Source organism: Pseudomonas linyingensis (assembly GCF_900109175.1).
Taxonomy (GTDB): domain Bacteria; phylum Pseudomonadota; class Gammaproteobacteria; order Pseudomonadales; family Pseudomonadaceae; genus Geopseudomonas; species Geopseudomonas linyingensis.
In genome coordinates this window covers 15906-42249 of the sequence record NZ_FNZE01000026.1, presented here as the reverse complement: position 1 = coordinate 42249, position 26344 = coordinate 15906, and the positions used below count along the sequence as shown (strand labels likewise).

General features: G+C 67.1%; 27 protein-coding genes. 15 read left to right on the top strand and 12 right to left on the bottom strand.

Annotated features, from left to right (window positions below):
- The 3 genes from BMZ19_RS21190 to BMZ19_RS21180 all read left to right on the top strand — a co-directional run.
- On the top strand, positions 1 to 1271 hold a 1271-nt coding region (locus BMZ19_RS21190; RefSeq protein ID WP_212633263.1), incomplete at its 5' end, for a VCBS domain-containing protein.
- Positions 1271 to 2635: an efflux RND transporter periplasmic adaptor subunit gene (locus tag BMZ19_RS21185; protein ID WP_090313609.1), complete on the top strand. Its 1365-nt coding sequence runs from the start codon at positions 1271 to 1273 to the stop codon at positions 2633 to 2635. The genes BMZ19_RS21190 and BMZ19_RS21185, both read left to right, overlap by 1 nt.
- Before the next feature lie 2 nt (positions 2636 to 2637).
- On the top strand, positions 2638 to 4740 hold the full coding sequence (locus BMZ19_RS21180) for an efflux RND transporter periplasmic adaptor subunit (protein WP_244517295.1): 2103 nt from the start codon (positions 2638 to 2640) through the stop codon (positions 4738 to 4740).
- Between the two features lie 175 nt (positions 4741 to 4915).
- On the opposite strand, the gene BMZ19_RS22495 is transcribed toward BMZ19_RS21180, so the two are convergent.
- Genes BMZ19_RS22495 through BMZ19_RS21170 form a run of 3 tightly spaced genes read right to left on the bottom strand, consistent with a single transcriptional unit; the run spans position 4916 to position 7123 of the window.
- On the bottom strand, positions 4916 to 5080 hold the full coding sequence (locus BMZ19_RS22495) for a Rossmann-fold NAD(P)-binding domain-containing protein (protein ID WP_170847823.1): 165 nt from the start codon (positions 5078 to 5080) through the stop codon (positions 4916 to 4918).
- Between the two features lie 4 nt (positions 5081 to 5084).
- Positions 5085 to 6455 carry a heavy metal sensor histidine kinase gene (locus tag BMZ19_RS21175; protein ID WP_090313607.1) on the bottom strand — a complete coding sequence of 457 codons (1371 nt, stop codon included), beginning with the start codon at positions 6453 to 6455 and terminating at the stop codon, positions 5085 to 5087.
- Positions 6452 to 7123, bottom strand: a complete 672-nt coding sequence (locus BMZ19_RS21170) for a heavy metal response regulator transcription factor (RefSeq protein ID WP_090313605.1) — start codon at positions 7121 to 7123, stop codon at positions 6452 to 6454. Before BMZ19_RS21170 ends, BMZ19_RS21175 begins: the two co-directional genes overlap by 4 nt.
- 149 nt (positions 7124 to 7272) lie before the next feature.
- On the opposite strand from BMZ19_RS21170, the gene BMZ19_RS21165 reads away from it, so the two are divergent.
- The 3 genes from BMZ19_RS21165 (at position 7273) to BMZ19_RS21155 (ending at position 8512) form a co-directional block, all read left to right on the top strand.
- A complete protein-coding gene (locus BMZ19_RS21165) occupies positions 7273 to 7773 on the top strand; it encodes a GlcG/HbpS family heme-binding protein (protein ID WP_090313603.1) in 501 nt (166 codons plus the stop codon).
- A gap of 13 nt (positions 7774 to 7786) precedes the next feature.
- Positions 7787 to 8197: a hydroxyisourate hydrolase gene (gene uraH / locus BMZ19_RS21160; protein ID WP_090313601.1), complete on the top strand. Its 411-nt coding sequence runs from the start codon at positions 7787 to 7789 to the stop codon at positions 8195 to 8197.
- A 69-nt stretch (positions 8198 to 8266) separates the two neighbouring features.
- A complete protein-coding gene (locus BMZ19_RS21155; RefSeq protein ID WP_090313599.1) occupies positions 8267 to 8512 on the top strand; it encodes a DUF2790 domain-containing protein in 246 nt (81 codons plus the stop codon).
- A gap of 61 nt (positions 8513 to 8573) precedes the next feature.
- Here the strand turns inward: BMZ19_RS21155 and gloA are convergent, their stop codons facing one another.
- Together gloA and BMZ19_RS21145 are read right to left on the bottom strand one after the other, a co-directional pair.
- Entirely contained in the window at positions 8574 to 8966 is a 393-nt protein-coding gene (gloA, locus tag BMZ19_RS21150) for a lactoylglutathione lyase (protein ID WP_090313597.1), read from the bottom strand.
- Between the two features lie 87 nt (positions 8967 to 9053).
- On the bottom strand, positions 9054 to 10271 hold the full coding sequence (locus tag BMZ19_RS21145; protein WP_090313595.1) for an argininosuccinate synthase: 1218 nt from the start codon (positions 10269 to 10271) through the stop codon (positions 9054 to 9056).
- Between the two features lie 172 nt (positions 10272 to 10443).
- Here BMZ19_RS21145 and pyrC point away from each other — a divergent pair, with 172 nt between their 5' ends.
- From pyrC to bfr, 4 genes are all read left to right on the top strand, one after another.
- A complete protein-coding gene (pyrC, locus tag BMZ19_RS21140) occupies positions 10444 to 11490 on the top strand; it encodes a dihydroorotase (protein ID WP_090313593.1) in 1047 nt (348 codons plus the stop codon).
- Positions 11487 to 12164 (top strand): ribonuclease T, encoded by a 678-nt coding sequence (gene rnt, locus BMZ19_RS21135; protein WP_090313591.1) that lies wholly within the window; start codon positions 11487 to 11489, stop codon positions 12162 to 12164. The genes pyrC and rnt overlap by 4 nt, the downstream gene beginning before the upstream one ends.
- Positions 12165 to 12335: 171 nt before the next feature.
- Positions 12336 to 12554 (top strand): bacterioferritin-associated ferredoxin, encoded by a 219-nt coding sequence (locus BMZ19_RS21130; protein WP_090313589.1) that lies wholly within the window; start codon positions 12336 to 12338, stop codon positions 12552 to 12554.
- Positions 12555 to 12746: 192 nt separating this feature from the next.
- Positions 12747 to 13217: a bacterioferritin gene (gene bfr / locus BMZ19_RS21125; protein WP_090313587.1), complete on the top strand. Its 471-nt coding sequence runs from the start codon at positions 12747 to 12749 to the stop codon at positions 13215 to 13217.
- Between the two features lie 67 nt (positions 13218 to 13284).
- On the opposite strand, the gene grxD is transcribed toward bfr, so the two are convergent.
- Positions 13285 to 13608, bottom strand: a complete 324-nt coding sequence (gene grxD / locus BMZ19_RS21120) for a Grx4 family monothiol glutaredoxin (protein WP_090313585.1) — start codon at positions 13606 to 13608, stop codon at positions 13285 to 13287.
- A gap of 280 nt (positions 13609 to 13888) precedes the next feature.
- On the opposite strand from grxD, the gene argF reads away from it, so the two are divergent.
- The 4 genes from argF to BMZ19_RS21100 all read left to right on the top strand — a co-directional run bounded on the left by argF (position 13889) and on the right by BMZ19_RS21100 (position 18311).
- On the top strand, positions 13889 to 14806 hold the full coding sequence (argF, locus tag BMZ19_RS21115) for an ornithine carbamoyltransferase (protein WP_090313583.1): 918 nt from the start codon (positions 13889 to 13891) through the stop codon (positions 14804 to 14806).
- Positions 14807 to 14820: 14 nt separating this feature from the next.
- Positions 14821 to 15915, top strand: a complete 1095-nt coding sequence (locus BMZ19_RS21110; protein WP_090313581.1) for an ABC transporter ATP-binding protein — start codon at positions 14821 to 14823, stop codon at positions 15913 to 15915.
- A gap of 288 nt (positions 15916 to 16203) precedes the next feature.
- Positions 16204 to 17451: an alginate export family protein gene (locus tag BMZ19_RS21105; RefSeq protein WP_090313579.1), complete on the top strand. Its 1248-nt coding sequence runs from the start codon at positions 16204 to 16206 to the stop codon at positions 17449 to 17451.
- Between the two features lie 77 nt (positions 17452 to 17528).
- Positions 17529 to 18311 carry a type IV pili methyl-accepting chemotaxis transducer N-terminal domain-containing protein gene (locus BMZ19_RS21100; RefSeq protein WP_342028262.1) on the top strand — a complete coding sequence of 261 codons (783 nt, stop codon included), beginning with the start codon at positions 17529 to 17531 and terminating at the stop codon, positions 18309 to 18311.
- Positions 18312 to 18332: 21 nt separating this feature from the next.
- On the opposite strand, the gene glpK is transcribed toward BMZ19_RS21100, so the two are convergent.
- The gene (gene glpK, locus BMZ19_RS21095) at positions 18333 to 19826 is read right to left on the bottom strand and encodes a glycerol kinase GlpK (RefSeq protein WP_090313578.1); all 1494 of its coding nucleotides are present in this window, start codon (positions 19824 to 19826) and stop codon (positions 18333 to 18335) included.
- Positions 19827 to 19948: 122 nt separating this feature from the next.
- Positions 19949 to 20419, bottom strand: a complete 471-nt coding sequence (gene ybaK / locus BMZ19_RS21090; RefSeq protein WP_090313615.1) for a Cys-tRNA(Pro) deacylase — start codon at positions 20417 to 20419, stop codon at positions 19949 to 19951.
- A gap of 120 nt (positions 20420 to 20539) precedes the next feature.
- On the opposite strand from ybaK, the gene glpD reads away from it, so the two are divergent.
- Positions 20540 to 22159, top strand: coding sequence for a glycerol-3-phosphate dehydrogenase (gene glpD, locus BMZ19_RS21085; protein WP_090313576.1), 1620 nt, complete (start codon positions 20540 to 20542; stop codon positions 22157 to 22159).
- 50 nt (positions 22160 to 22209) lie between these two features.
- Here glpD and mhpT read toward each other — a convergent pair whose 3' ends face one another.
- The 4 genes from mhpT to mhpD form a co-directional block, all read right to left on the bottom strand.
- Positions 22210 to 23457 (bottom strand): 3-(3-hydroxy-phenyl)propionate transporter MhpT, encoded by a 1248-nt coding sequence (gene mhpT / locus BMZ19_RS21080; protein ID WP_090313574.1) that lies wholly within the window; start codon positions 23455 to 23457, stop codon positions 22210 to 22212.
- 78 nt (positions 23458 to 23535) lie between these two features.
- Positions 23536 to 24555, bottom strand: coding sequence for a 4-hydroxy-2-oxovalerate aldolase (gene dmpG, locus BMZ19_RS21075; RefSeq protein ID WP_090313572.1), 1020 nt, complete (start codon positions 24553 to 24555; stop codon positions 23536 to 23538).
- Positions 24556 to 24566: 11 nt separating this feature from the next.
- Positions 24567 to 25502, bottom strand: a complete 936-nt coding sequence (locus BMZ19_RS21070) for an acetaldehyde dehydrogenase (acetylating) (RefSeq protein WP_090313570.1) — start codon at positions 25500 to 25502, stop codon at positions 24567 to 24569.
- 38 nt (positions 25503 to 25540) lie between these two features.
- Positions 25541 to 26335: a 2-keto-4-pentenoate hydratase gene (gene mhpD / locus BMZ19_RS21065; protein WP_090313568.1), complete on the bottom strand. Its 795-nt coding sequence runs from the start codon at positions 26333 to 26335 to the stop codon at positions 25541 to 25543.
- Positions 26336 to 26344: the final 9 nt, after the last annotated feature.

Sequence of the window (26344 nt, the reverse complement as noted above, 5' to 3'; positions counted from 1 at the left end):
CCAGCAACCCGAACCTCACCGACTCCGGCTCCCTGTCCATCACGGACGCCGACACGGGCGAAGCCACGTTCCAGACCTCCGGCATCGTCGCCAGCCAGGGCGCCCTCGGCAGCCTGAGCATCGACGAGAGCGGCGCCTGGACCTACAGCGTCGCCAACGCCGCCGTGCAGTACCTCCAGGCCGGCCAGACCAAGGTCGAGACCTTCACCGTCAAGGCCCTCGACGGCACCGGGCACGAGGTGGTGGTCACCATCACCGGCGTCAACGACGCCGCCGTGATCGGCGGCAGCGGCAGCGGCAGCGTGCAAGAGGACACCACCCTGGCGACCGCAGGCCGGTTGCAGGTCAACGATGCCGACAGTGGCCAGGCTGCCTTCGTCGCCCAGCAGGCCGTCGCAGGCAGCTATGGCACCTTCGCCATCGATGTCGACGGCAACTGGACCTACCTCCTGGATAACGACGCCCGCCATGTGCAGCGCCTGACCAGCAGCGAGACGATGAGCGAGCGCTTCACCGTCCAGACTCTCGACGGCACCTCGCGAGTGGTCGAGGTCAGCGTCCGCGGCCTGGATGACGTGCCGCCCGCTCAGCCTCAGGCGCCGGCGCCGATCACGCCGCCGCAGGCTAGCGAACCGCCTGCCGCGCCCAGCAGCCCGAATCCGGCTCCCATTCCGGCTCCGGCCATCGTCAACAGCCCGGCACTGCAGGCGGCGCTGGCGGATGCCAAGCCGATGGTCACCGGCCTCGGAGCGCTGGACCTCGGCTCGATGCAGAGCGCCGCCTTCAGCGACGTCTACACCAGCACTACCGGCTTCCGCGTGGTTGTGATGGATGCGCCCGAGCCGACACTGACGATCTACCGCGGCATGGGCGACCAGTACGCTGATGCGGGGGCGGCGAGCAGCTTCTCGATCCCCTACGACGCCTTCGTGCATACCGATCCTCAAGCACGCGTGGTGCTGGCAGCCATGCAGGCCAATGGCGAGCAATTGCCACCCTGGGTGATCTTCAACCCGATGACCGGAAAGTTCGAGGTAATGGCACCTGATGGCTTCCATGGTGATCTGACCGTCAAGGTGATCGCCCGCGACAGTCAGGGCCGCGAAGTGAGCGCGTTGTTCCGCATCAGCGTCGGCGAGAAACCGAGCGCAACCACCGGCAATGGTCGCGCGGGGCTCAGCGAGCAACTGCGCATGGCCGCCAAGCGACCGGCATTCGCTCTCGCCGACCTGCCGGCCGCCAAGACCGCGGCCAAGGTGCAGGCACTTTGATGGAGCACGTCGTGCAGGAAACCAACCCGTTGGCGGTACTGCTCGAGCTGGGACGCCGGGTGCGGCATGCCGCATCCGTACGCGAGCTTGAGTTCATCGCGGTGAACGACAGCCACCAGCTGGTGCCCTATCGCCAGGCGGCGCTGTGGTCGTCCAGGCAAGGCATCGCCAGTCTGTCCGGGGTGATCCAGGTCGAGGCCAACGTGCCCTACGCACAGTGGCTGGCCAAGGCCTGCCGGCACTTGGCCGACAACGCACCGGCGGTTGCCCGGGTCGATGCCGCCTCGCTGCCCGAGCCGCTCGGCACGGAGTGGGCCGAATGGCTGCCGCGCCACGCTCTGTGGCTGGGGCTGGCCGACGACAGTGACGAGGGCGGGCGGGCACCTGCCGACGGCGGATTGCTGCTGGCCCGCGACCTGCCGTGGACGGATCGGGAGCAGGCCCTGCTGGCCGAATGGGCGGATATTTGGCGGCATGCCTGGCAGTCGCGCCAGGTACCGGCACGCTGGCCATGGGGCCGTCACAAAGCGCAGGTTGCCGAAGCCAGGCGGCGCTGGTGGCGGTCGACGCCGTTGCGCTGGACCTTAGCGGGCGTGCTTATCGCTATGTTGCCCGTGCGCCTGAGCGTGCTCGCCCCCGGCGAGCTGGTTCCGGCGCATCCGGCGGTGATCCGCGCGCCCCTGGAGGGCGTGATCGACACCTTCCATGTCCAACCCAACCAGGAGGTCAACCAGGGTCAGCCGCTGTTCGGTTTTGACGAGGCACTGATCCAGTCGCGCCTGGAGGTCGCCCGCCAGGCGCTGGCGACGGCCGAAACCGAGTACCGGCAGACCATGCAGCAGGCGCTGCTCGATCCCAAGTCCAAGGCTCAACTCGCCGTGCTCACCGGCAAGATCGAGGAGAAACGCACGGAAGTGGTGTTCATCACCGATCAATTGAGTCGTGCACGGGTACTGGCGCCACGCGACGGCATTGCGTTGTTCGACGACCCCTCCGAGTGGATCGGCCGGCCAGTCACCGTGGGCGAGCGCATCATGCGCATCGCCACGCCCGGAGATGTCGAAGTGGAAGCCTGGGTGCCGCTGGCCGACGCCATTCCCCTGGAGGAGGCCGCAGCGCTCAGCCTGTACCTGAACGCCAGCCCGCTCGATCCGGTGCAGGCGAACCTGCGCTATCTGGCCCATGACGCCGTGCAACGCCCGGACGGAAGCTACGCCTACCGCCTGCGTGCCCGTCTCGCCGAGCCGACCGGGCACCGCGTCGGCCTCAAGGGCAGCGCCAAGTTGCGTGGCCGCTGGGTGCCGCTGGCCTACTGGATGCTACGCCGACCGCTGGCTAGCATTCGCACGACGATCGGGTGGTAACCGTGGGCCTGCCGCAACTGCGCGAGGAGCTGGACCTGCTGCCTGGTCCCATCATGGCCGATGGCCAGCCGAGCTGGACGCTGCACGACCCGGTGCGCAATCGTTTCTTCAGCATCGACTGGCCCACCTTCGAGATCCTGCAGCGCTGGTCGTTCGATGACCCCGCGGCGATTGCCGAGGCGATCGGGGTGAGTACCACTCTGCAGCTGAGCGGCGAGGACGTGCAGCAAGTCGCACGCTTCCTGCTCGATAACCAACTGCTCAAGCCCGCCGGCCGGGACAGCGCGCGCCACCTGGCCGAGCGGCGGGCACGCCAGGAGGGCAGCCGCCTGAAGTGGCTGCTGCACCACTATCTGTTCTTCCGCGTGCCGCTGTGGCGCCCGGATGCCTGGCTCGGTCGCTGGCAGCACCTGGCCGGCCTGCTCTATACCCGCAGCTTCGCTCTGCTGACGCTGCTGGCCCTGACCCTGGGTCTGTCCCAAATCGTGCGCCAGTGGGACGGCTTCTTCGCCTCGCTGGTCGATACCTTCAGTTGGGAAGGCCTCGCGGCCTATGGCGTGGCGCTGGTGCTGGTCAAGCTGTTGCATGAGCTGGGCCATGCCTTTACCGCCAAGCGCTTCGGTTGTCGCGTGCCGACCATGGGCGTGGCCTTTTTAGTGCTGTGGCCGATGGCCTATACCGACACCAACGAAACCTGGCGGCTCACCAGTCGCTGGCAGCGCCTGCAGGTCGCCGCAGCCGGCATCCTAACTGAGCTGGTGATCGCCGCTTGGGCCACCCTCGCCTGGGCGCTGCTGCCCGACGGCGAGTTGCGCTCGGCAGCCTTCGTGCTGGCCACCACCAGTTGGGTCGCCACCCTGGCAATCAACGCCAGTCCGTTCATGCGCTTCGACGGCTACTTCATCATCGCCGACTGGCTGGACATGCCCAACCTGCATGAGCGCAGCTTCGCCCTGGCACGCTGGAAGCTGCGCGAGTGGCTGTTCGCACTCGGCGAGGAGCGTCCCGAACATTTCTCCCGGCCGCGCGAAATCGGGCTGATCGCCTTTGCCTGGGCGACCTGGATTTACCGACTGGTAGTGTTCCTCGGCATCGCCGTACTGGTCTACCACTTCTTCATCAAAATTGTCGGGATCTTTCTCTTTATCGTGGAAATCGTCTGGTTCATCGCCATGCCCATCCGCCATGAACTGCAGGCCTGGCACCAGCGCTGGCCCCTCATCCGCACCCACCGACGCGGCCGGCTCAGCTTCGTGCTGCTGCTCGGCCTGATCGCCCTGTTGCTGGTGCCCTGGCCCGGGCGGGTGCATTCCAGCGGCGTGCTGCGGCCGGTCGAGATCTGGCCATTGTTCGCTCCCGGCCCCGCTCAGGTTGCACGCTTTGCCTTGAGCGAAGGCCAAGCGGTGACGGCCGGCGCGGAGCTGATCCGCCTGGCCACCCCAGAACTGCAACTGCGCCGCGAGGGTCTGCTGGCTCGCATCGAGGCGCTGCGCTGGCAGGCCGCCTCGGCCGGCTTCGGCGCCGAGTCGCGCGCACGCCTGCAAAGCAGCCAGGAAGAACTGGCCACCGCCACGGCAGAACTGGCCAGCCTCGACGAGGAGCTGAGTCGCTACGCGCCCAAGGCTCCCTTCGCCGGGCGCCTGCGTGACGTGGACCCCGACCTGCATGATGGGCAGTGGCTAGCTGCCAAGGAGCCGATTGCCCTGCTGGTCGGCCAGCAAGGCAATCTGGTGGAAACCTATCTGGACGAGTCGGCCGTCAAGCGTATCCGGGACGGCGATCGCGGGCTGTTCATGGCCGATGCCGGAGACGGCCCACTCCTTACCCTGCGGGTCACCAACATCGATACGGATGCTTCGCGGGTGCTGAACACAGGCATGCTCGCGGCCGACGCTGGCGGACACATTCTGACCCGTCCGCGTAACGACCAGTTGGTGCCTGAGCATGCCGTCTATCGCGTCACGCTGGCCGTCGATTCGCCACTGGGCAGTCTCGACGGACAGTCCTGGCGCGGCCACGTGGTGGTGCATGCACGCTGGGAGGCACCGGCATGGCATTACCTGCGCAATGCGCTGGCGATCGTGGTGCGCGAGGCCAGCTTCTGAATCGACAAAGGCCGCCATGCCGACAGACATGCGGCCTTTGTGCAGGAGCGACTCAGTCGGCGCGGTATGGTTACGACAGCTCGACCTTGTCGCCGATAGTCCTCCAACTACTCCCATCGATGAACAAAAACTCATTTGCCCCGCAGCCCGGCAGGCGCGCAAAGCGTCCGAACGCCTACCTGGGCAACCGTTCGCCGCTCCAGGCATGGAGCTGCCCGCTGGCCTGCGGACCCAAGCCGTCGATCACCACCAGCATCTGCCGTGCCGCCAGCGCCAGCGCACGACCGATCTCGGTGCCCCGAAATGGCTGCGACAGCCGCGAGTGCACAATTAAGCTCACGAAATCACGGCCGTCCCAACGGGAAAAGCAGCATAAGGCGCGTGCCGTGCGCGTCGCTTTCGACCCGCACGCTGCCGCCATGCAGCTGCATGATCGAGCGCACGATCGCCAGACCCAGACCGCCGGAATCGCCGGGCTGGGCGCGCGAAGGGTCGCAGCGATAGAAACGCTCGAACAGCCGCGGCAGATGCTCGGCGGCGATCGGCTCGCCCAGATTGTGCACGCCGACTTCGAGCCGCCCGTCGCACAGCTGGCTGGCAATGCTCACCGGGCTGCCCGGCGCGGCATGGCGCAGGGCATTGGCCAGCAGGTTGGCCAGGGCGCGGCGCAGCAGGCCCGGGTCGGCCTGCAGGGTGCCCTCGGCCCGGTTGACCAGCTGCAGTTCGCGCTCCTCGGCCATGCCCTCGAAGTACTCGCACAGCTGCTCGACCAGCCCGTGCAGGTCGACCGCCTCGCGGTTCACCGAGGCTTGTGGCTGCTCGGTGCGGGCGAGGAACAGCATGCTGTCGATCATCCGCGCCAGACGCTCGTACTCCTCCTGGTTGGAGGCCAGCAGGTTCTGGTAGTCCTCGACCGAGCGGGGGTGGCGCAGGGTCTGCTGGGTGTGACCCATCAGGTTGCTCAGCGGCGTGCGCATCTCGTGGGCGAGATCCTCGGAGAAGCGCGACAGCTGGGCGAAGCCCTCCTCCAGGCGGGTGAGCATCTGGTTCAGCGCCGCGCTCAGGCGGCGCAGCTCGCTTACCTGCTGGACCTCGTCGAGACGCAGGTGCAGGTGCTGCACGTCGATGGCCTGCGCCCGCGCCGCCAGCTCGCGCACCGGACGCAGGCCGCGCAGGCTGACCAGCCAGCCGAGCAGGAAGGCCAGCACGGCCCCGGCGGCCAGCGCCAGCCAGAGTTTCAGCCGGTAGGCGGCGAGCATCTGGCTGCGCTCGGCGAGCAGCTTGCCGGCGATCAGGGTCAGGCCGCGGCCCTCGTGCTCGACGTGCAGCCAGGCCAGCCGCGCCGGCTCGGCCGCCAAGGCGTCGCGCAGCTGCACCGCCGGCCCGCGCGGCAGCTGCGGCACGGCCAGTGCGGCGGGGTTGATCTCGATCAGCACCTGCCCGCTGTCGCTGACGATCCACAGCAGACTGTCGCGATTGCCCAGCATGTTGGCGTACAGCTGCGGCCGCTGGCGCAGCGCCTCGATGCTCGCGCTGTCATCGAGCAGCGTGCGCATGCGTTCCAGGCGCCCGAGCAGGGCCTGGTCGTCGCGCCAGGCGATTTCCCGCTCCAGCGACTGGTACAGGTAGAAGCCGATGGCGCCGAGCAGCAGCACGCCGACCAGGGCGAACAGCAGCGCCAGACGCAGGCTCAGCGCGCGCGGCCACAGGCTCACGGCTGCACTTCCAGCACATAGCCCATGCCGCGCACGGTATGGATCAGCTTGCACGGATAGGGATCGTCGATCTTGGCGCGCAGGCGGCGGATGGCCACGTCGACCACGTTGGTGTCGCTGTCGAAGTTCATCTGCCAGACCTGCGAGGCAATGTAGGCGCGCGACAGCACCTCGCCCTCGCGGCTGAGCAGCAGGTGCAGCAGGGCGAACTCCTTGTTGGTCAGGTTGACGCGCTCGCCCGCACGGGTGACCCGGCGGCGCAGCAGATCCAGCTCGAGGTCCGCCACGCGGAACTGCTCGACCTCGCGCGGCGGCCCGCGGCGCAGCAGGGTGCGCACCCGCGCCAGGAGTTCGGCATAGGAGAACGGCTTGACCAGGTAGTCGTCGGCACCCAGCTCCAGGCCCTTGACCCGATCCTCCACCGCGTCGCGGGCGGTGAGGAACAGTACCGGCGTCTGCAATTTGCGGCGGATTACCTGCAGCAGCTGCCAGCCATCCAGCCCCGGCAGCATCACGTCGAGGATGATCAGGTCGAACTCGCTTTCCTGGATCAGGTGCAGCCCGTCCAGGCCATTCAGCGCCACCTCCACCAGATAGCCGGACTCGCCCAGCCCCTTGCGCAGGTAGTCCGCGGTCTTCAGCTCGTCTTCCACCACCAGAATGCGCATCGCTGCCTCCCCCAAAGTCCCGCATAGGCTAGGCCGATCCCAGGCTTTCTCCCATTACAAATTGGTAATCCGCCGGCAATCGGTTTGACGGGCGGGCGCAGGCACCATGGCCGCCACTCGCTCCCCGGAGCCCTTTGAAGGAGAAGCCCATGTCCATCCGTACCGCCCGGCTGTCGCTGCTTGGCCTGGCCCTGTGCGCCGCGAACGCCTTCGCCGCCCCGGCCCAGATCGAACAACGCAGCGATGTTTCGCTGGCACTTGCCAACCAGCTGCTCGATGCCACCCTGGCCGCCTGCCATGCCGACGGCCGCAGCGCCGTGGCGGCGGTGGTCGACCGCGGCGGCAACCTGGTGGCGGTGCAGCGCGACGACAACGTCGGCCCGCACAACACCCTCGCCGCCCAGCGCAAGGCCTACACCGCGCTGTCGACCAAGACCGCCACCCGCCTGCTGGCCGAACGGGCGCGCAGCAACCCGGAGGCGGAAAACCTCAACACCCTCGACGAACTGCTGTTGCTCGGCGGCGGTGTGCCGCTGCAGGTCGGCGGCGAAGTGATCGGCGCCATCGGCGTGGCCGGCGCCGGCGGCGCGGCCATCGACGAAGGCTGCGCCCTCAAGGCCATCTCCCAACTGCTACCGCAAACCCACTGATCCGGAGAATCCCATGAACACACTCAAGTCCCTCTTCGTCGGCGCACTGCTCAGCGGCCTGTCGTCCCTGGCTCTGGCCGCCGGCAACCCGCTCAGCGTGCATGTACTCAACCTCGAGGACGGTCTGCCCTCGCCGGGCGTCGAGGTGACCCTGGAGAAGCAGGCCGGCGGCGCCTGGCAGGCACTGAACAGCGCCACCACCAACGAGCAGGGCCGCATAACCGCGCTGTTCCCGGAAGGCAAGACACTGGAGAAGGGCAACTACCGGGTGACCTTCAAGACCGGTGAGTGGTTCGCCGAACACAAAGCCTCGACCTTCTTCCCCGAGGTGCCGGTGATCTTCAGCGCCGACGGCAGCGTGCCGCACTACCACATCCCGCTGCTGCTCAGCCCCTACGGCTACTCGACCTACCGCGGCAACTGATCCCTTTCACCACGGTGCCCTGCCCCGTCCGCGACGGCGGCAGGCGCCCTGTATTCCACAGGTTCGACCATGAATATGCGCCTCATCGCCCTTCCCCTGCTGCTGGCGGCCGGCCTTGCCCAGGCCAGCGACAACGACGTGCAGCCCTACCGCTACGGCAACCAACTGGATGTCGAGCGGGTGCTGCGGATCGACACCCCAGCCAGCCTTCGCTGCGAACTCGTCACCGCGGTAATGACCTACCGCGACTCCAACGACAGCCTGCGCAAGCTGTCCTACCTCACCACCTCCGAGGCCTGCACGCGGCAGAACTGAGCGGCCGCCCCGAAACAACGAAGCCCCGCACATCTGGCGGGGCTTCGTCGTTTCGGGGCGGTCAGTCCTTGCGATGCGGCGACAGCAGCTCGATCTTGTAGCCGTCCGGATCCTCGACGAAGGCAAGGATGCTCGAGCCGTGCTTCATCGGCCCCGGCTCGCGGGTGATCTTGCCACCGCGGGCGCGGATGTCCTCGCAGGCCTTGTAGACGTCCTCGACTTCCAGGGCGATGTGGCCGTAGCCGGTGCCCAGCTCGTAGCTGTCCACGCCCCAGTTGTAGGTCAGCTCGATCACGCTGTTGTGCGCCTCGTCACCGTAGCCGACGAAAGCCAGGGTGAACTGGCCATCCGGGTAGTCCTTGCGGCGCAGCAGGGTCATGCCCAGCACTTCGGTGTAGAAGGCGATCGACTTGTCCATATCGCCGACGCGCAGCATGGTGTGCAGCAGTCTCATCAGGGATCTCCTTGGCTTTTCACGGTGCAAAAAGCATGACCCCGGCACGCGGCCGGGGTCATGGTCAGGCTTGGTACAACCAGCTTATCAGAGCGGGCTGCGGCCCTTGCCTGCAGCGATGCGCATGCGCAGCGCGTTGAGCTTGATGAAGCCACCGGCGTCGGCCTGGTCGTAGGCGCCGGCATCGTCCTCGAAGGTGGCGATGTTGGCGTCGAACAGCGAGTCGTCGGACTTGCGGCCGACCACGATGACGTTGCCCTTGTACAGCTTCAGGCGCACTACACCGTTCACGTTGACCTGGGAGGCGTCGATCATCTGCTGCAGCATCAGACGCTCCGGGCTCCACCAGTAGCCGTTGTAGATCAGGCTGGCGTATTTCGGCATCAGCTCGTCTTTCAGGTGGGCCACTTCGCGGTCGAGGGTGATCGACTCGATGGCGCGGTGGGCGCGCAGCATGATGGTGCCGCCGGGGGTCTCGTAGCAGCCGCGCGACTTCATGCCGACGTAGCGGTTCTCGACGATGTCCAGACGACCGATGCCGTTCTCGCCGCCGATCTTGTTCAGGGTGGCCAGCACGGTCGCCGGGGTCATCTCGACGCCGTCGATGGCGACGATGTCGCCGTTGCGGTAGGTCAGCTCGAGGTAGGTCGGCACGTTCGGCGCGGCTTCCGGGGACTTGGTCCAGCGCCACATGTCTTCTTCGTGCTCGGTCCAGGTGTCTTCCAGCACGCCGCCTTCATAAGAGATGTGCAGCAGGTTGGCATCCATGGAGTACGGCGACTTCTTCTTGCCGTGGCGCTCGATCGGGATCTCGTGCTTGGCGGCGTAGTCCATCAGCTTCTCGCGCGACAGCAGGTCCCACTCGCGCCAGGGAGCGATCACCTTGACGCCCGGCTTCAGCGCGTAGGCGCCCAGCTCGAAACGCACCTGGTCGTTGCCCTTGCCGGTGGCGCCGTGGGAGATGGCGTCGGCGCCGGTCTCGTTGGCGATCTCGATCAGGCGCTTGGCGATCAGCGGACGGGCGATGGAGGTACCCAGCAGGTACTCGCCTTCGTACACGGTGTTGGCGCGGAACATCGGGAACACGAAGTCGCGGACGAATTCTTCGCGCAGGTCGTCGATGTAGATTTCCTTGACGCCCATCGCCTGTGCCTTGGCACGGGCCGGCTCGACTTCCTCGCCCTGACCCAGGTCAGCGGTGAAGGTCACCACTTCGCAGTTGTAGGTATCCTGCAGCCACTTGAGGATCACCGAGGTATCCAGGCCGCCGGAATAGGCCAGAACTACCTTTTTTACGTCCGCCATTCGTTACTCCACGGGGGGTTGCTACGAAAAAAAGCATTCTAGCCGCCCCTACCGCGAATTTACAGGGGGCGCGCTGCCCCGCACGGCGGCCGGCCGGCGCTGCAGCGTGACCGTCCGGCGGCTTTTCGGTAGCATCACACCCCACGAGTCACCCCGCCTGGAAATTCCCCGCATGTCCGACCGCCTGACCCTGCTGCGTCCCGACGACTGGCACATCCACCTGCGCGACGGCGCCGCCCTGGCGCACACCGTGCCCGATGCCGCACGCACCTTCGGCCGCGCCATCATCATGCCCAACCTGGTGCCGCCGGTACGCAACGCAGAGCAGGCCGCGGCCTACCGCGAGCGCATCCTCGCCGCTCGGCCGGCCGGCAGCCGCTTCGAGCCGCTGATGGTGATCTATCTCACCGACAAGACCACTGCCGAGGAGATCCGCGCGGCCAAGGCCGGCGGTCTGGTGCATGCCGCCAAGCTGTACCCGGCCGGCGCCACCACCAACTCGGACTCGGGCGTCACCTCCGTCGACAACATCTTCGCGGTACTGGAAGCGATGGCCGAGGTCGGTCTGCCGCTGCTGGTGCACGGCGAGGTGACCCACGCCGACATCGACGTGTTCGACCGCGAGAAGCGCTTCATCGACGAGAACCTGCGCCGGGTGGTCGAGCGTTTCCCGACCCTCAAGGTGGTCTTCGAGCACATCACCACCGGCGATGCCGCGCAGTTCGTCCGGGAAGCGTCGGCCAACGTCGGCGCCACCATCACCGCCCACCACCTGCTGTACAACCGCAACCACATGCTGGTCGGCGGTATCCGTCCGCACTTCTATTGCCTGCCGATCCTCAAGCGCAACACCCACCAGGAAGCCCTGCTGGACGCCGCCACCAGCGGCAATCCGAAGTTCTTCCTCGGCACCGACTCGGCGCCGCACGCCCGTCACGTCAAGGAAGCCGCCTGCGGCTGCGCCGGCTGCTACACCGCGTTCGCCGCCATCGAGCTGTACGCCGAGGCCTTCGACCGCCGCGGCGCGCTGGATAAGCTGGAAGGCTTCGCCAGCCAGTTCGGCCCGGACTTCTACGGCCTGCCGCGCAACACCGACACCATCACCCTGATCCGCGAGGACTGGGTCGCCCCGACCGAACTGCATTTCGGCGACCACCAGCTGGTGCCGCTGCGCGCCGGCGAGAAACTGCGCTGGCGCGTACAGGAGAGCAAGGCATGAGCGAGCAGATCGATTACGAAGAGTACGAACTGGAACCCAGCAGCAGCGGCTTCAAGCCGCCGATGGCGCGCCGCTTCCGCGGCTTCCTGCCGGTGGTGGTGGACGTCGAGACCGGCGGCTTCAACTGCGCCACCGACGCCCTGCTGGAGATCGCCGCGACCACCATCGCCATGGACGACGACGGCCTGCTCTACCCCGAGCACACCTCGTTCTTCCGCATCGAGCCGTTCGAGGGCGCCAACATCGAACAGGCGGCCCTGGACTTCACCGGCATCAAGCTCGGCCATCCGCTGCGCATGGCGGTGGGCGAGGAGCAGGCGCTCGGCGAGATCTTCAAGAGCGTGCGCAAGTCGCTGAAATCCAGCGGCTGCAAGCGCGCGGTGCTGGTCGGCCACAACAGCAGCTTCGACCTCGGCTTCCTGAATGCCGCGGTCGCCCGCACCGGCATCAAGCGCAACCCGTTCCATCCGTTCTCCAGCTTCGACACCGCCACCCTCGCCGGCCTGGCCTACGGGCAGACGGTGCTGGCCAAGGCCTGCCAGGCAGCGGACATTCCGTTCGACAACCGCGAGGCACACAACGCCCGCTACGATACCGAGAAGACTGCCGAGCTGTTCTGCGGCATCGTCAACCGCTGGAAGGAAATGGGCGGCTGGATCGACTTCGACGAGTGATCCCCGGCGCCCGCGCCGCCCGACGAACCCGGCCCCGGCCGGGTTTTTAATGCCTGCAACCCCGACGCCAACCGCTGCAGCCACACGACAAATGGTCATTGCTCGTGTTTGACAATACTTCTCATTAAAACTAGGATCGACAGCATCAACTGACTGCTTGCGGGTAGCGCCATGTACGTCTGTCTTTGCCTCGGTGTAACCGACCACCAGATTCGCGATGCCATCTACGAGGGCTGCTGCAGCTATCGCCAGGTACGTGAAGCCACCGGTGTCGGCACCCAGTGCGGCAAGTGCGCCTGCGAGGCCAAGAACCTGGTGCGCCACACCATCCACGACGTGCACCAGTCCCAACTCGCCCTCGCCCATCCGGCCGCCTTCGCCGCCGCCTGAGACCGGCCACAGCCGCTGTTCGCCGCGCTGCGCTGCACTCCTCAGCACGGCGGGGCTGCCCTACCCCGCTCGCGCGAAGCCATCCCCGCCCTTTTCACGCAGCCAGCCCCGCTTGCAACAAGTTGCATTTGACAGCCACCCAGAGCCAGCCAGACTTCATATCTGGCAACCACTGGCGAGGCGGGCTAAGGCATGAAAGGCGACAAGAAAGTCATCCAGCACCTGAACAAGATCCTTGGCAACGAACTGGTCGCGATCAACCAGTACTTCCTGCACGCGCGCATGTACGATGACTGGGGCCTGGAGAAGCTCGGCAAGCACGAGTACAAAGAATCCATCGACGAGATGAAGCATGCCGACAAGCTGATCAAGCGCATCCTGTTTCTCGAGGGCATTCCCAACCTGCAGGATCTCGGCAAGCTGCTGATCGGCGAGAACACCAAGGAAATGCTCGAGTGCGACCTGAAAATCGAGCAGAGGGCCATGGTCGACCTCAAGGAAGCCATCGCCTACTGCGAGGGCATCGGCGACTACGGCAGCCGTGACATGCTGGAGGAGATCCTCGAGGCCGAGGAAGACGACATCGACTGGCTGGAAACCCAGCTCGACCTGATCGGCAAGGTCGGTCTGGAGAACTACCTGCAGTCGCAGATGAGCGAATAAGCGCCAACAACGAAAAAGCCCCTCATTGCGAGGGGCTTTTTCATTACGGCATATGTAGCGTGCGCGATCACTCGCCCTTGCTTACCGCCGCCTTGATCAGCGGCTGCAGCTCGCCCTTCTCGTGCATTTCGAGAATGATGTCGCTGCCACCAACCAGCTCGCCGTCGACCCACAGCTGCGGGAAGGTCGGCCAGTTGGCGTACTTCGGCAGGCTGGCGCGGATTTCCGGGTGCTGCAGGATGTCGACATAGGCGAACTTCTCGCCACAGGCCATTACCGCCTGCGAAGCGCGGGCGGAAAAGCCGCACTGCGGCGCGTTGGGCGAGCCCTTCATGTACAGCAGCACGGGGTTGCTGGCGATCTGGTCTTTGATGGTTTCGATGATGTCCATGGTCTACCTCAACTGAAGGTTTTCCGGTCCCTGACCGGCGGGATGCGCCGATTGTAACGGAAAGCCAAGCACTGCGCTCGGTCTCTCGAGGATCGTGGCGAGGCCATTCTGGTGCCCGGCTGATGGGCAGCACCGCCCCGCTGCCGGTTTGCGCAGTCGCATTATTTCCTTATAAGATCGGTTTCTTTTTCGAGTACCGCACAGTGCGGTCCCGCCGCAGTTTTCGCCCGTTCTTAATAAAACCGGACATTTCTGCGGCCTGTCTTACAGGTAGTGAATAATGAGTGTACGGCACTTTCTCTCGCTGATGGACTGCACGCCCCAGGAGCTGGCCAGCCTGATCCGCCGCGGCATCGAGCTGAAAGACCTGCGCAATCGCAGCGTACTCTACGAGCCCCTGAAGAACCGCGTGCTGGGCATGATCTTCGAGAAGGCCTCGACCCGTACCCGCGTATCCTTCGAAGCCGGCATGATCCAGCTCGGCGGCCAGGCCATCTTCCTGTCGCCGCGTGACACCCAGCTCGGCCGTGGCGAGCCGATCAGCGATTCGGCCATCGTCATGTCGAGCATGCTCGACGCAATCATGATCCGCACCTTCGCCCACCAGAACGTGCTCGACTTCGCCGCCAACTCGCGGGTGCCGGTGATCAACGGCCTGACCGACGATCTGCACCCCTGCCAGCTGCTGGCCGACATGCAGACCTTCCACGAGCATCGCGGCTCGATCCAGGGCAAGACCGTGGCATGGGTCGGCGATGGCAACAACATGTGCAACACCTACGCCCAGGCCGCCGTGCAGTTCGACTTCCAGCTCAAGATCGCCTGCCCGGAAGGCTACGAGCCCAAGCAGGAGTTCCTCGATCTGGCCCAAGGCCGCGTGACCGTGCTGCGCGATCCGCGCGAAGCCGTGGCCGGCGCCCACCTGGTGAGCACCGACGTGTGGGCCTCGATGGGTCAGGAAGAAGAGGCCGCGGCGCGCATGCAGCGCTTCGCCCCGTACCAGGTCAGCCGCGCGCTGCTCGACCAGGCCGCCAGCGACGTGCTGTTCATGCACTGCCTGCCGGCCCACCGCGGCGAGGAAATCAGCGTCGATCTGCTCGACGACCCGCGCTCGGTCGCCTGGGACCAGGCGGAAAACCGTTTGCATGCACAGAAGGCCCTGCTGGAGTTCCTCGTCGAACACGCCTACCCCGCATAGGACGCGCCGCTGCCATGAACCACACCCTGCTGCTCAAACTCCGCGACCTCGCCTGCGGCTACCGTGAACAGCGGGTGGTGCAGAATCTCAATCTGCACCTCAACGCAGGCGACATCGGTTGCCTGCTCGGCCCCTCCGGCTGCGGCAAGACCACCACCCTGCGCGCCATCGCCGGTTTCGAGCCAGTCCATGAGGGCAGCATCGAGCTGGCCGGCGAGACCATCTCCCGCCCCGGCTTCACCCTGGCCCCGGAAAAACGCCGCATCGGCATGGTGTTCCAGGACTATGCGCTGTTTCCGCACCTGACCGTGGCCGAGAACATCGCCTTCGGCATCCGCCAGCATCCCCAGCGCGAGCGCATCGCCGAAGAGATGCTCGAGCTGGTCAAGCTCGGCGCATTGGGCAAGCGCTATCCGCACGAGCTGTCCGGCGGCCAGCAGCAGCGCGTCGCCCTGGCCCGCGCACTGGCTCCCGAACCGCGCCTGCTGCTGCTCGACGAGCCGTTCTCCAACCTCGACGTCGAACTGCGCCGCAGCCTCAGCCAGGAGGTCCGCGAGATCCTCAAGTCGCGCGGCACCAGCGCCATCCTGGTCACCCACGACCAGGAGGAAGCCTTCGCCGTCAGCGACCAGGTCGGCGTGTTCAACGATGGCCGCCTCGAGCAGTGGGACACCCCGTTCAACCTCTACCACGAGCCGCTGACCCCCTTCGTCGCCAGCTTCATCGGCCAGGGCTACTTCGTCCGCGGCCAGATGCTCAGCCCCGACACGGTACAGACCGAGCTCGGGGTGATCCGCGGCAACCGCGCCTACCAGTGGGCTCCCGGCACCGCAGTGGACATGCTGCTGCGCCCGGACGACATCGTCCACGCGCCGGGCAGCGCGCTGAAGGCGCGCATCGTCGGCAAGTCGTTCCTCGGCGCCTCCACCCTCTACCGCCTGCAGCTGCCCACCGGAACCCGCCTCGAATCGCTGTTCGCCAGCCATGACGACCATCTGGTCGGCGAGGAAATCGGCATCCAGGTCGCCGCCGACCATCTGGTCGCCTTCGCCGCTCAGGGCAGCGTCGCCGCCCAGCAGGCGCGCGCTGAACCCCACGCTCACGCCTGACCCTGAACCCCAGCGGAGCCACGCCGCAGGCTCCGCCCTGCAGCCCTGCCCCCGGACAAGGCGGGCGTGGTCAAATCGGTGCACCCCCGCCGGCACCGCCCTCATTCCAGCACCCTGCATCCCGCGAACCCAGCGCCTCCGGCCGACTGGCATGCCCCTTGCTTGACCAAGCCCCGGTCAGCACAACGGCGTGTCTGCCAACTTCCGACAACGACGTCACCGCATCCCCCTCATCCAGAGCGGGAGGCTGTGGCGTTTTTTCGTTTTGGGTCATAAGGAACGCTTGGAATGCGCATGATGAAACCCTCGCTGCTGTCGCTTGCCATCGCCGCCAGCACATTCAGCCACGCCACCTTCGCCGCCGAAGACTTCGGCAACCTGTTCACCGAGGGCAAGGTCGGCATCGACGCCCGTTACCGCTACGAACACGTCGATCAGGACAACCCCCTCGGCCACGCCAACGCCCAGACCCTGCGCACCCGCCTGAGCCTGCAGAGCGGCAAGTGGTACGGTCTGTCCGCCCTGGTCGAGGCCGACAACGTCGCCCGCCTCGGCGATGCCGCCTACAACGACACCCGCAACGGCCAGACCGACTACTCGGTGGTCGCCGATCCGGACGGCAGCGAGATCAACCAAGCGCTGCTGCGCTACGACCACAGCCGCGGCAGCGCGGTGGTCGGCCGCCAGCGCATCAACCTCGACAACCAGCGCTTCGTCGGCGGCGTCGCCTGGCGGCAGAACGAGCAGACCTACGACGCGTTGCTCGGTCAGCTCAAGCCGCTCGACGGCCTGACCCTCACCTACGCCTATCTCGACAACATCAACAGCATCTTCGGCCCGGACAACGGCCGCTTCGACAATCGCAGCAACCCGGCCAACATCGAGGGCCACAGCCACCTGCTCAACGCCCAGTACATCGTGCGCCCGGAGCTGACCGTCACCGCCTACCACTACCTGCTCGGCCTCGACAACCTCGCCCTGAGCGCCGCCGGCGCCTACGGCACGCTGTCCAGCAAGACCAGCGGCGTGCGCCTGAACGGCGCCGTGCAGGGCATCAGCTACGTCCTCGAGTACGCCCAGCAGCAGGACTACGCCGACAACCCCCTCGAGCTGGACAGCGACTACTACCTGGCCGAGCTGGGCTATACCTTCGCGGGTGTGCAGCTCAAGGCCGGCTACGAGGTGCTCGGCGGCGACGACGGCCCCGGCAACCGCGCCTTCCAGACCCCGCTGGCGACCAAGCACGCCTTCCAGGGCTGGGCCGACGTGTTCCTCACCACCCCGGCCGACGGCATCAAGGATGCCTACCTCGGCGCCAGCACCGCGCTGCTCGGCGGCACCCTGCAGGCTTGGTACCACGATTTCCGCGCCGAGGAAGGCTCCAGCCAGTACGGCGAGGAACTCGACCTCTCCTATGGCCGCGCGATCCCCGGGATCAAGGGACTAACCGGCCTGGTCAAGTACGCCCGCTACGCTGCCGACGAGTTCGCCGTCGATACCGACAAGTTCTGGGTGCAACTGCAGTACAGCTACTGATCCAGCGGGCTCCGGAGGAGCCCGTCACCTTGTGGGCGGCGGTCTCCGCCGCCACGTTCCACCAAAGGAAAACCATCATGATCAAACGCCTTGCCCTCCCCCTGCTACTCGTACTCGGCCTGTGCAGCCCGGTGACCCAGGCCGCCATCGGCAACGCCGAAGCGGTCAACCTGTCCGGCATGCAGCGCATGCTCAGCCAGCGCATCGCCAAGAGCTACCTGATGATCGGCACCGAGGTGCGCGCCGACGAGGCCAACGTCCAACTCGACCAGAGCATGGCCACCTTCGAGAAGAACCACCTGGCGCTGGTCGAATACGCGCCCAACGACACCATCCGCAGCGAACTGGGCAAGGCCGGCGGCCTGTGGCAGCGCTATCGCGAGCTGGCCCTGAGCAGCCCGGACAAGCAGCGCGCCGTCGAGCTGCTGGGGCTGAGCGACGAGCTGCTGGCGCAGTGCGAGAAGGTGGTGCAGCTGATCGAGCGTCACACCGGCAGCAGCAGCGCCTGGCTGGTCAACCGTAGCGGTCGCCAGCGCATGCTCAGCCAGCGCATCGCCAAGCTGTACCTGGCGCGCAGCTGGCACCTGCCGGTCAACAGCCTGGACGAGCAGTTCAAGCAGGCGGTGAACGAGTTCGGCCAGGCGCTGGGCGAGCTGCAGAACGCCAAGCAGAACACCCGCGAGATCAGCGCGGCGCTGAGCAAGGCCGACGCCCAGTGGCAGTACTCGCGGGTCGGCTTCGAGCTGTCCGCGGAAGGCCGCTACGTACCGACGGTGATCGCCATCACCACCGAAAGCCTGCTGACGCAGATGCAGGAGCTGACGGTCGCCTATACCGCGCAGATGCAGCGCGAGTCGTAATCCCCGGCAGCGGCGACGCGCTCACCCCACGTCGCCGCTGCGCACCCGGCGCACGGCATCCTGCCAGCCGGCATACAGCGCCTGGCGGCGCACCTCGGCCATGCCCGGAAGGTAGCGCTGGCTCGCCTGCCAGCGCGTCGCCAGCTCGTCGAGGTCCTGGTACACCCCGCTTTGCAGGCCGGCCAGACTGGCCACGCCGAGGGCGGTGGTCTCGATAACCTGCGGTCGCTCCACCGCTACGCCGAGGATGTCGGCAAGGAACTGCATCAGCCAGTTGTTGGCCACCATGCCGCCATCCACACGCAGCGCGGTCAGCGCGCCGGCGCCGTCCAGGCGCATGGCCTCGAGCAGGTCGCGGCTCTGGTAGCACACCGCCTGCAGCCCGGCGGTGACGATCTCCTTGATCCCGGTGTCGCGGGTGAGGCCGAGGATCGCCCCGCGCGCCTGCGGGTCCCAGTAGGGCGCGCCGAGACCGGTGAAGGCCGGCACCAGGTACACGCCGCTGGCCGCATCGGTCTGCTCGGCCAGCGCCTCGCTGTCGCTGGCGTGCGCGATCAGACGGATGCCGTCGCGCAGCCACTGCAGCGCCGCACCGGCGACGAAGATGCTCCCCTCGAGGGCATAAGTGGTCTCGCCCTGCAGGCGGTAGCCCACCGTGGTCAGCAGGCGATGGTGCGAGACCAGCGGCGTGGCTCCGGTGTTGCGGATCATGAAGCAGCCGGTGCCGTAGGTGCTCTTGAGCATGCCCGGGGCGAAGCAGGCCTGGCCGAACAGCGCGGCCTGCTGGTCGCCGGCCATGCCGCGGATCGGGATGGGCGCGCCGAACAGGGCCGGATCGGTGCTGCCGAACTCGGCGGCGCAATCGAGCACCTCCGGCAGCAGGCTCGGCGGAATGTCGAACAGCGCCAGCAGCTCGTCGTCCCAGCGCTGGGTGTGGATGTCGAACAGCAGGGTGCGCGCGGCGTTGCTGGCGTCGGTGCGGTGCACCCGGCCGCCGGTGAGGCGCCAGAGCAGGAAGCTGTCCACGGTGCCGAAGCGCAACTCGCCACGCTCGGCGCGCTCGCGGGCGCCGGGCACCTGATCGAGGAGCCAACGCAGCTTGGTGGCGGAGAAGTACGGATCGAGTAGCAGGCCGGTCTTCGCCGCTACCCGTGGCTCATGGCCGGCGGACTTGAGCGCGGCGCACGCGGCGGCGGTGCGCCGGTCCTGCCAGACGATGGCCGGATGGATCAGCGCGCCGCTGGCCGCCTCCCATACCAGGGTGGTCTCGCGCTGGTTGGTGATGCCGATGGCGGCGATCTGCCGGGCCTCCAGGCCGGCCTGGCTCAGCGCCGCCCGGCACACCTGCAGCACGCCCTGCCAGATCTCCTCGCCGTCGTGCTCGACCCAACCGTCGCGGGGGAAGTGCTGGCGGAACTCCTGCTGGGCCTGGGCCAACACCCGGCCGGCGGCATCGAAGACGATGGCGCGGCTGCTGGTGGTGCCTTGGTCGATGGCGAGCAGATGGGCGGGCATGGCGGAACCTCCGTGTGGCGGCAGGCCCCACGGTCCGCACAACCAGCCGGGGCACCTGCATTCACGATGTGTCCTTACAGCATCGCAGATAAATCCCGCGCCAGTGCCTGTGCGGCTAGTTGTCAGCCGCGGCCGATGGGCGCAAAGCCGGCCTGGGTGTGCTGCGCCAGCACCTCGGCGGCCAGCTCCACCTCCAGGCCACGACGACCGGCACTGACGAAAACGGTCGGGAACGCCCGCGCCGATTCGTCGATGAAGGTGCGCAGGCGTTTCTTCTGGCCCAGCGGGCTGATGCCGCCGAGCAGGTAGCCGGTGGCGCGCTGCGCCGCCGCCGGGTCGGCCATCTCGGCCTTCTTCACGCCCGCGGCCTGGGCCAGCGCCTTGAGGTCGAGGCTGCCGGCCACCGGCACCACCGCGACCAGCAGCTCGCCCTTCTCGCTGGCGGCGAGCAGGGTCTTGAACACCCGCTCCGGCGCGAGGCCGAGCTTCTCCGCCGCCTCCAGACCGTAGGACGGCGCCTTGGGATCGTGGCTGTAACTGTGAACCATGTGAGGTGCGCGAACTTTCTTCAACAGATCTATGGCAGGGGTTATGCTGGCTTCATGAAAAGGGTCGAGAATGAAGTCAAAGGTAACGCAAAAGCCAACAGTCGGGCAGTCAGGCCCAGAGAACGGGCAATGGACTCCAGACACACAAGAAAAGGCGCAGCCATCATGACAGCATCCCTGTACGGCACCGCCCCGCTGGCCGAGGTCTACGACCTGGCGGTGATCGGCGGCGGCATCAACGGTTGCGGCATTGCCGCCGACGCCGCCGGACGCGGCCTGTCGGTATTTCTCTGCGAGCAGCATGACCTCGCCGCGCACACCTCCTCGGCGAGCAGCAAGCTGATCCACGGCGGCCTGCGCTATCTGGAGCACCACGAGTTCCGCCTGGTGCGCGAGGCCCTCGGCGAACGCGAGATACTGCTCGGCATGGCGCCGCACCTGGTGCGGCCGATGCGCTTCATCCTGCCGCACCGCCCACACCTGCGCCCGGCGTGGATGATCCGCGCCGGCCTGTTCCTCTACGACCACCTGGGCGCCCGCCACAGCCTGCCCGGCTCGCGCCACCTGACCTTCGGCGCCGGCTGCCCGCTCAAGGCCGAGATCAGCGAAGGCTTCGAATACTCCGACTGCTGGGTCGACGACGCACGCCTGGTGGTGCTCAACGCCATGAGCGCCCGCGAGCACGGCGCGCACATCCACACCCGCACCCGCTGCATCGGCGCGCGACGCAGCAAGGGCCTGTGGCACCTGCAACTGGAGCGCGCGGATGGCAGCCGCTTTTCCCTGCGCGCCAGGGCGCTGGTCAACGCTGCCGGGCCCTGGGTCGCGCAGGTCCTGCGCGACACCCTGCACCAGCCGGGCAAGCAGCAACTGCGCCTGGTGCAGGGCAGCCACATCGTGGTGCCGCGCCTGCACGACGGCGAGCAGGCCTACATCCTGCAGAACCGCGATGGCCGCATCGTCTTCGTCATTCCCTATCTGCAGCGCTTCAGCCTGATCGGCACCACCGACCGCGAGTACCAGGGCGATCCGGCCGACGTGCGCATTAGCGACGAGGAGATCGACTATCTGCTAGAGGTGACCAACGCCCACTTCCGCAAGCAGATCGAGCGCCGCGACATCGTCAGCCACTTCTCCGGCGTGCGCCCGCTGTACGACGATGCCGAGGACAACCCCTCGGCGGTCACCCGCGACTACCACCTGAAGCTGAGCAGCGAGCACGACGGCACGCCGCTGCTGTCGGTGTTCGGCGGCAAGCTGACCACCTACCGCAAGCTGGCCGAGGCGGTTTTGGAGCAACTGGCGCCGTTCCTGCCGCCGATGGGACCGACCTGGACGGCGAGCAGCAAGCTACCCGGCGCCGAGGAGTTGGACTCAGTGAGCACCCTGGCCGAGGCGCTGTGCGATGCCCACGGCTGGCTGGCCAGCGACCTGGCGCGGCGCTGGGCAAACAGCTATGGCACCCGCGCCTGGCAACTGCTGGAGGACGTGCACTGCCTGATGGATCTGGGCGAGAACTTCGGCGCCGGCCTGTACGCCCGCGAGGTGGACTATCTGTGCGAGGAGGAGTGGGCCGTCACCTTGGAGGACATCCTCTGGCGGCGCAGCAAACTCGGCCTGCTGCTCGGCCCGATGCAGCAGCAGAAACTGGCGCGCTACCTGCAAACGCAGAAAACCGGCGGCAGCGAGGCTGCCCCGGTTGTCGTGCACGAACGGCTGGCGCCGCGTGCCCTGCTGCCGCAGGCCGGGGACGAAGGCACCTCGCCCCGACCGCTGCAGCGCTAACTTGCCTGCCCGCGACGGTCCCTGACCGGGTACCGCCGCTGGGCCGACGATCAGTTCGCCAACGGGTTCTTGCGCGAACGCACGAACAGGTAGAACACCGCGATGCCGGCGACCACCAGGCCCGGAGCCGAGGCAATCATCACCCCGGCGGTGCCGGTGCCCAGCGCCAGCATCTTGCCGGCTACCAGCGGGCCGCTCATGGCGCCCAGCCGCCCAACCGCTACCGCGCTGCCGACGCCGGTGGCGCGCACTTCGGTGCGGTAGAACAGAGGTGCCAAGGCATAGAGCACGCCCTGCCCGCCGGTGGCGAACACCCCGGCGGCGAATCCGGCCACCAGCATGCTGGCGAAGCTCTCGGCGATGCCGAGGGCAGCCAGCGCGGCGAGCAGGCCGATATAGATCAGCCCGGCGATCGCCAGCGGACGCAGGGTGTTCATCAGCACGCCGAGCATCAGGGTGCCGAGCGTGGCGCCGATCTGCAGGGAGAAGATCACCCAACTGGCCTGCACGCCGCTGAAACCCTGGCCGACCAGCAGGCTCGGCAGCCAGCTGATCAGCATGTACACCACCATCAGGGTGAAGAAGTAGGCCACCCACAGCAGCACGGTCGGCAGCGCCGCGCCGTTGTGGAACAGTCCCTGAACCACCGGCACACGTACCTGCTGGGAGGACGACGCTTGTTTGGCACGGAAGGCGGCGGATTCTGGCAGCCACAGTACCAGCAGCGGCAACACCAGCAGCGGCAATACGCCGCCGACATAGAACGGCACGGTCCAGTCGTCGAAGAAGCCGACGATGCCGATCATCGCCGCCGAGGCCGCGCCCAGCGGCACGCCGCAGTACATCAGACTCACCGCAGTACCGCGCAGGCGCTCGCCGGCAGCCTCCGAGCACAGGGCAATCAGGTTGGGTAGCGCCGCACCGAGGCCAACGCCGGTCAACAGACGCGCGCCCATCAGACTGTACAGCTCCCAGGCATGGGCGGTGGCGATGGAGAAGATGCCGAACAGCGCCACCGAAGCGATCAACACCCGCTTACGGCCGATGCGGTCGGCCATCCAGCCACCGACCAGCGCGCCGGGCAGCAGGCCGAGAATGCCGGCGCTGAATACCCAGCCCATCTGTAGCTTGTCCAGCTCGAAGGCGGCGGCCATGCCGCGCGCGGCGATGCCCGGCGCCTGGAAGTCGATGCCTTCCAGCACGGCGACAGCAAAGCACAGGGCGATGGTCAGCCAGGTACGGCGACTGTCTTGATTCACGGCAGTGACCTCGGTGTGTTGCGCAGTGTAGGTCGTCATTATTGTTGTGCCTCTCATTTGGGGGGACGACGACAACCGGCTGCCTTGCGGCAGCCGAGATGGTTCTTTTCCGCAGACTCAGCGCTTGAGCAGATCCAGGGCGACGTCGACGATCATGTCTTCCTGGCCGCCGACCATGCGGCGCTTGCCCAGTTCGACGAGGATGTCCAGGGTCTTCAGACCGTACTTCTCGGCGGCCACTTCGGCGTGGCGCAGGAAGCTCGAGTAGACGCCGGCGTAGCCCAGGCCGAGGGTCTCGCGGTCGACGCGCACCGGACGGTCCTGCAGCGGACGCACCAGGTCGTCGGCGGCGTCCATCAGCCGGTACAGGTCGGTGCCGTGGTTCCAGCCCATGCGCTCGGCGGCGGCGATGAATACCTCCAGCGGCGCGTTGCCGGCGCCGGCGCCCATGCCGGCCAGCGAGGCGTCGATACGGTCGCAGCCCTCTTCCACCGCGGTGATCGAGTTGGCCACGCCGAGGCTGAGGTTGTGGTGGGCGTGCATGCCGGTCTGGGTCTGTGGATCGAGCACGGCCTTGAACGCGCGCATGCGGTCGCGGATGTCCTGCATGTTCATCGCGCCGCCCGAGTCGGCCATGTAGATGCACTGCGCGCCGTAGCTTTCCATCAGCTTGCCTTGGGCGGCGAGCTGCTCGGCGGGGATCATGTGGCTCATCATCAGGAAGCCGACGGTGTCCATGCCCAGGCTGCGCGCGTACTCGATGTGCTGCTTCGACACGTCCGCTTCGGTGCAGTGGGTGGCGATGCGCACCGAACGGGCGCCGGCGTCGTAGGCAGCCTTGAGGTCGTGGACGGTGCCGATGCCGGGCAGCAGCAGCACGGTGATCCGCGCGTGCTTGATCACGTCGGCGGCGGCCTCGATCCACTCCAGGTCGGTGTGCGCGCCAAAGCCGTAGTTGAAGCTGGAGCCCTGCAGGCCGTCGCCGTGGGTGACTTCGATGGCGTCGACCTTGGCCTCGTCCAGGGCGCGGGCGATGTCCTGCACGTTCTGGATCGAGTACTGGTGGCGCACGGCATGGCTGCCGTCGCGCAGGGTCACGTCGGAGATGTACAGCTTCTTGCTCGGGTCGAAGGTCATGGCGGGTCTCCTCAGGCGTTGATGATGGACAGCGCCATGCGCTCGGCGGTAGCCAGCGCGGCGGAGGTCATGATGTCGAGGTTGCCGGCGTAGGCCGGCAGGTAGTGGGCGGCGCCTTCGACTTCGAGGAACACGGAAGTCTTGAGGCCGGAGAACTGGCCGTGGCCGGGGATGGTCAGCGGCGCGTCCTCCGGGATCACGTCGAACTGCACCTTCTGCTTGAGGCGGTAGCCCGGCACGTAGGCCTGCACGGCGGCAGCCATTTCCTCGACCGAGGCTTCGACCTTGGCCTGGTCGACCAGCTCGGACAGCACGAACACGGTGTCGCGCATGATCAGCGGCGGCTCGGCCGGGTTCATGACGATGATCGCCTTGCCCTTGGCGGCGCCACCGATCACTTCGATGGCTTGGGTGGTGGTTTCGGTGAACTCGTCGATGTTGGCACGGGTGCCCGGTCCTGCCGACTTGGAAGCGATCGAGGCGACAATCTCGGCGTAGTGCACCTTGGCCACGCGCGATACCGCGGCGACCATCGGGATGGTGGCCTGGCCGCCGCAGGTGACCATGTTGACGTTCAGCGCATCCAGGTGCTCTTCCAGGTTGACCACCGGTACGCAGTACGGGCCGATGGCCGCCGGGGTCAGGTCGATCAGGCGGATGTTTGGCTTGAGCGAGCGCAGGAAGGCGTCGTTCTTGACGTGCGCGCCGGCGCTGGTGGCGTCGAAGACGAAGTCGATGTCCTTGAACACGTCCATGCGGGTCAGGCCTTCGACGCCCTCGTGGGTGGTGGCCACGCCCATGCGCGCGGCGCGGGCCAGACCGTCGGAGGCCGGGTCGATGCCGACCATGGCGCCCATTTCCAGGTTCTTGCCGTTACGCAGGATCTTGATCATCAGGTCGGTGCCGATGTTGCCGGAGCCGACGATGGCGACTTTGAGTTTTTTCATTCTGGTTCTCTCTACTGCACCCAGGTGGGGCGAGGAAATCACTCGGCGCTGAAACTGACGCCGACCTGGCCGATGCCTTCGATTTCGGCCTCGAAGCGGTCGCCCGCGGCCACGCCCACCATCGGCCCGAGGGCGCCGGTGAGGATGACGTCGCCGGCCTTGAGCGGCTCGCCCAGACTGGCCATGGTGCGCGCCAGCCACACGGCGGCATTCAGCGGATGGCCGAGGCACTCGGCGCCGCTGCCGCTGGAGACCTCCTCGCCATTGCGGGTCATGCGCATGGCGGCCAGACGCAGGTCGACATCGGCGATGCGCCGCGCCGGACCGCCGAGCACGTAGCAGCCGCTGGAGGCGTTGTCGGCCACGGTGTCGACGAAGCGGATGTTCCAGGCCTGCACGCGCGAACCGACGATTTCCAGCGCCGGCAGCACCCAGCCGGTGGCCGCTACCAGTTCGGCGAAGGTGGTGTCGGCGCGCGGCAGGTCGCGCTCGAGGATCAGGGCGATCTCGGCCTCGATCTTCGGCTGCAGCACGCGGTTGAACGGCACCACCTCGTTGTCGCCGTAGCCCATGTCGGCGAACAGGGTGCCGAAGTCCGGCTGGTCGACGCCGAGCTGGGCCTGCACCTTGGGGTTGGTCAGGCCGATCTTGCGGCCGACCACGCGGCGGCCGTTGGCGACGCCGTGGGCGATGTTGAGGCGCTGGATGGCGTAGGCCGCCGCGCCGTTATCCACGCCGATCAGCTCGCGCAGCGGCTCGACGGCCACCCCGCTCGCCTCGGCGCCGCGCAGGGCGGCGGCCAGTTGTTCCAGGGTCTGTTGGGTCACGCTCATGGCTTACCT

Bases quoted from the DNA above. Each gene is read 5' to 3' on its own strand.
- BMZ19_RS21185 (WP_090313609.1), top strand. From the start codon at position 1,271: ATGGAGCACGTCGTGCAGGAAACCAACCCGTTGGCGGTACTGCTCGAG.
- BMZ19_RS21170 (WP_090313605.1), bottom strand. From the start codon at position 7,123: ATGCGCATTCTGGTGGTGGAAGACGAGCTGAAGACCGCGGACTACCTG.
- BMZ19_RS21165 (WP_090313603.1), top strand. From the start codon at position 7,273: ATGTCCATCCGTACCGCCCGGCTGTCGCTGCTTGGCCTGGCCCTGTGC.
- uraH (WP_090313601.1), top strand. From the start codon at position 7,787: ATGAACACACTCAAGTCCCTCTTCGTCGGCGCACTGCTCAGCGGCCTG.
- BMZ19_RS21155 (WP_090313599.1), top strand. From the start codon at position 8,267: ATGAATATGCGCCTCATCGCCCTTCCCCTGCTGCTGGCGGCCGGCCTT.
- gloA (WP_090313597.1), bottom strand. From the start codon at position 8,966: ATGAGACTGCTGCACACCATGCTGCGCGTCGGCGATATGGACAAGTCG.
- BMZ19_RS21145 (WP_090313595.1), bottom strand. From the start codon at position 10,271: ATGGCGGACGTAAAAAAGGTAGTTCTGGCCTATTCCGGCGGCCTGGAT.
- pyrC (WP_090313593.1), top strand. From the start codon at position 10,444: ATGTCCGACCGCCTGACCCTGCTGCGTCCCGACGACTGGCACATCCAC.
- rnt (WP_090313591.1), top strand. From the start codon at position 11,487: ATGAGCGAGCAGATCGATTACGAAGAGTACGAACTGGAACCCAGCAGC.
- BMZ19_RS21130 (WP_090313589.1), top strand. From the start codon at position 12,336: ATGTACGTCTGTCTTTGCCTCGGTGTAACCGACCACCAGATTCGCGAT.
- bfr (WP_090313587.1), top strand. From the start codon at position 12,747: ATGAAAGGCGACAAGAAAGTCATCCAGCACCTGAACAAGATCCTTGGC.
- grxD (WP_090313585.1), bottom strand. From the start codon at position 13,608: ATGGACATCATCGAAACCATCAAAGACCAGATCGCCAGCAACCCCGTG.
- argF (WP_090313583.1), top strand. From the start codon at position 13,889: ATGAGTGTACGGCACTTTCTCTCGCTGATGGACTGCACGCCCCAGGAG.
- BMZ19_RS21110 (WP_090313581.1), top strand. From the start codon at position 14,821: ATGAACCACACCCTGCTGCTCAAACTCCGCGACCTCGCCTGCGGCTAC.
- BMZ19_RS21105 (WP_090313579.1), top strand. From the start codon at position 16,204: ATGCGCATGATGAAACCCTCGCTGCTGTCGCTTGCCATCGCCGCCAGC.
- BMZ19_RS21100 (WP_342028262.1), top strand. From the start codon at position 17,529: ATGATCAAACGCCTTGCCCTCCCCCTGCTACTCGTACTCGGCCTGTGC.
- glpK (WP_090313578.1), bottom strand. From the start codon at position 19,826: ATGCCCGCCCATCTGCTCGCCATCGACCAAGGCACCACCAGCAGCCGC.
- glpD (WP_090313576.1), top strand. From the start codon at position 20,540: ATGACAGCATCCCTGTACGGCACCGCCCCGCTGGCCGAGGTCTACGAC.
- mhpT (WP_090313574.1), bottom strand. From the start codon at position 23,457: ATGACGACCTACACTGCGCAACACACCGAGGTCACTGCCGTGAATCAA.
- dmpG (WP_090313572.1), bottom strand. From the start codon at position 24,555: ATGACCTTCGACCCGAGCAAGAAGCTGTACATCTCCGACGTGACCCTG.
- BMZ19_RS21070 (WP_090313570.1), bottom strand. From the start codon at position 25,502: ATGAAAAAACTCAAAGTCGCCATCGTCGGCTCCGGCAACATCGGCACC.
- mhpD (WP_090313568.1), bottom strand. From the start codon at position 26,335: ATGAGCGTGACCCAACAGACCCTGGAACAACTGGCCGCCGCCCTGCGC.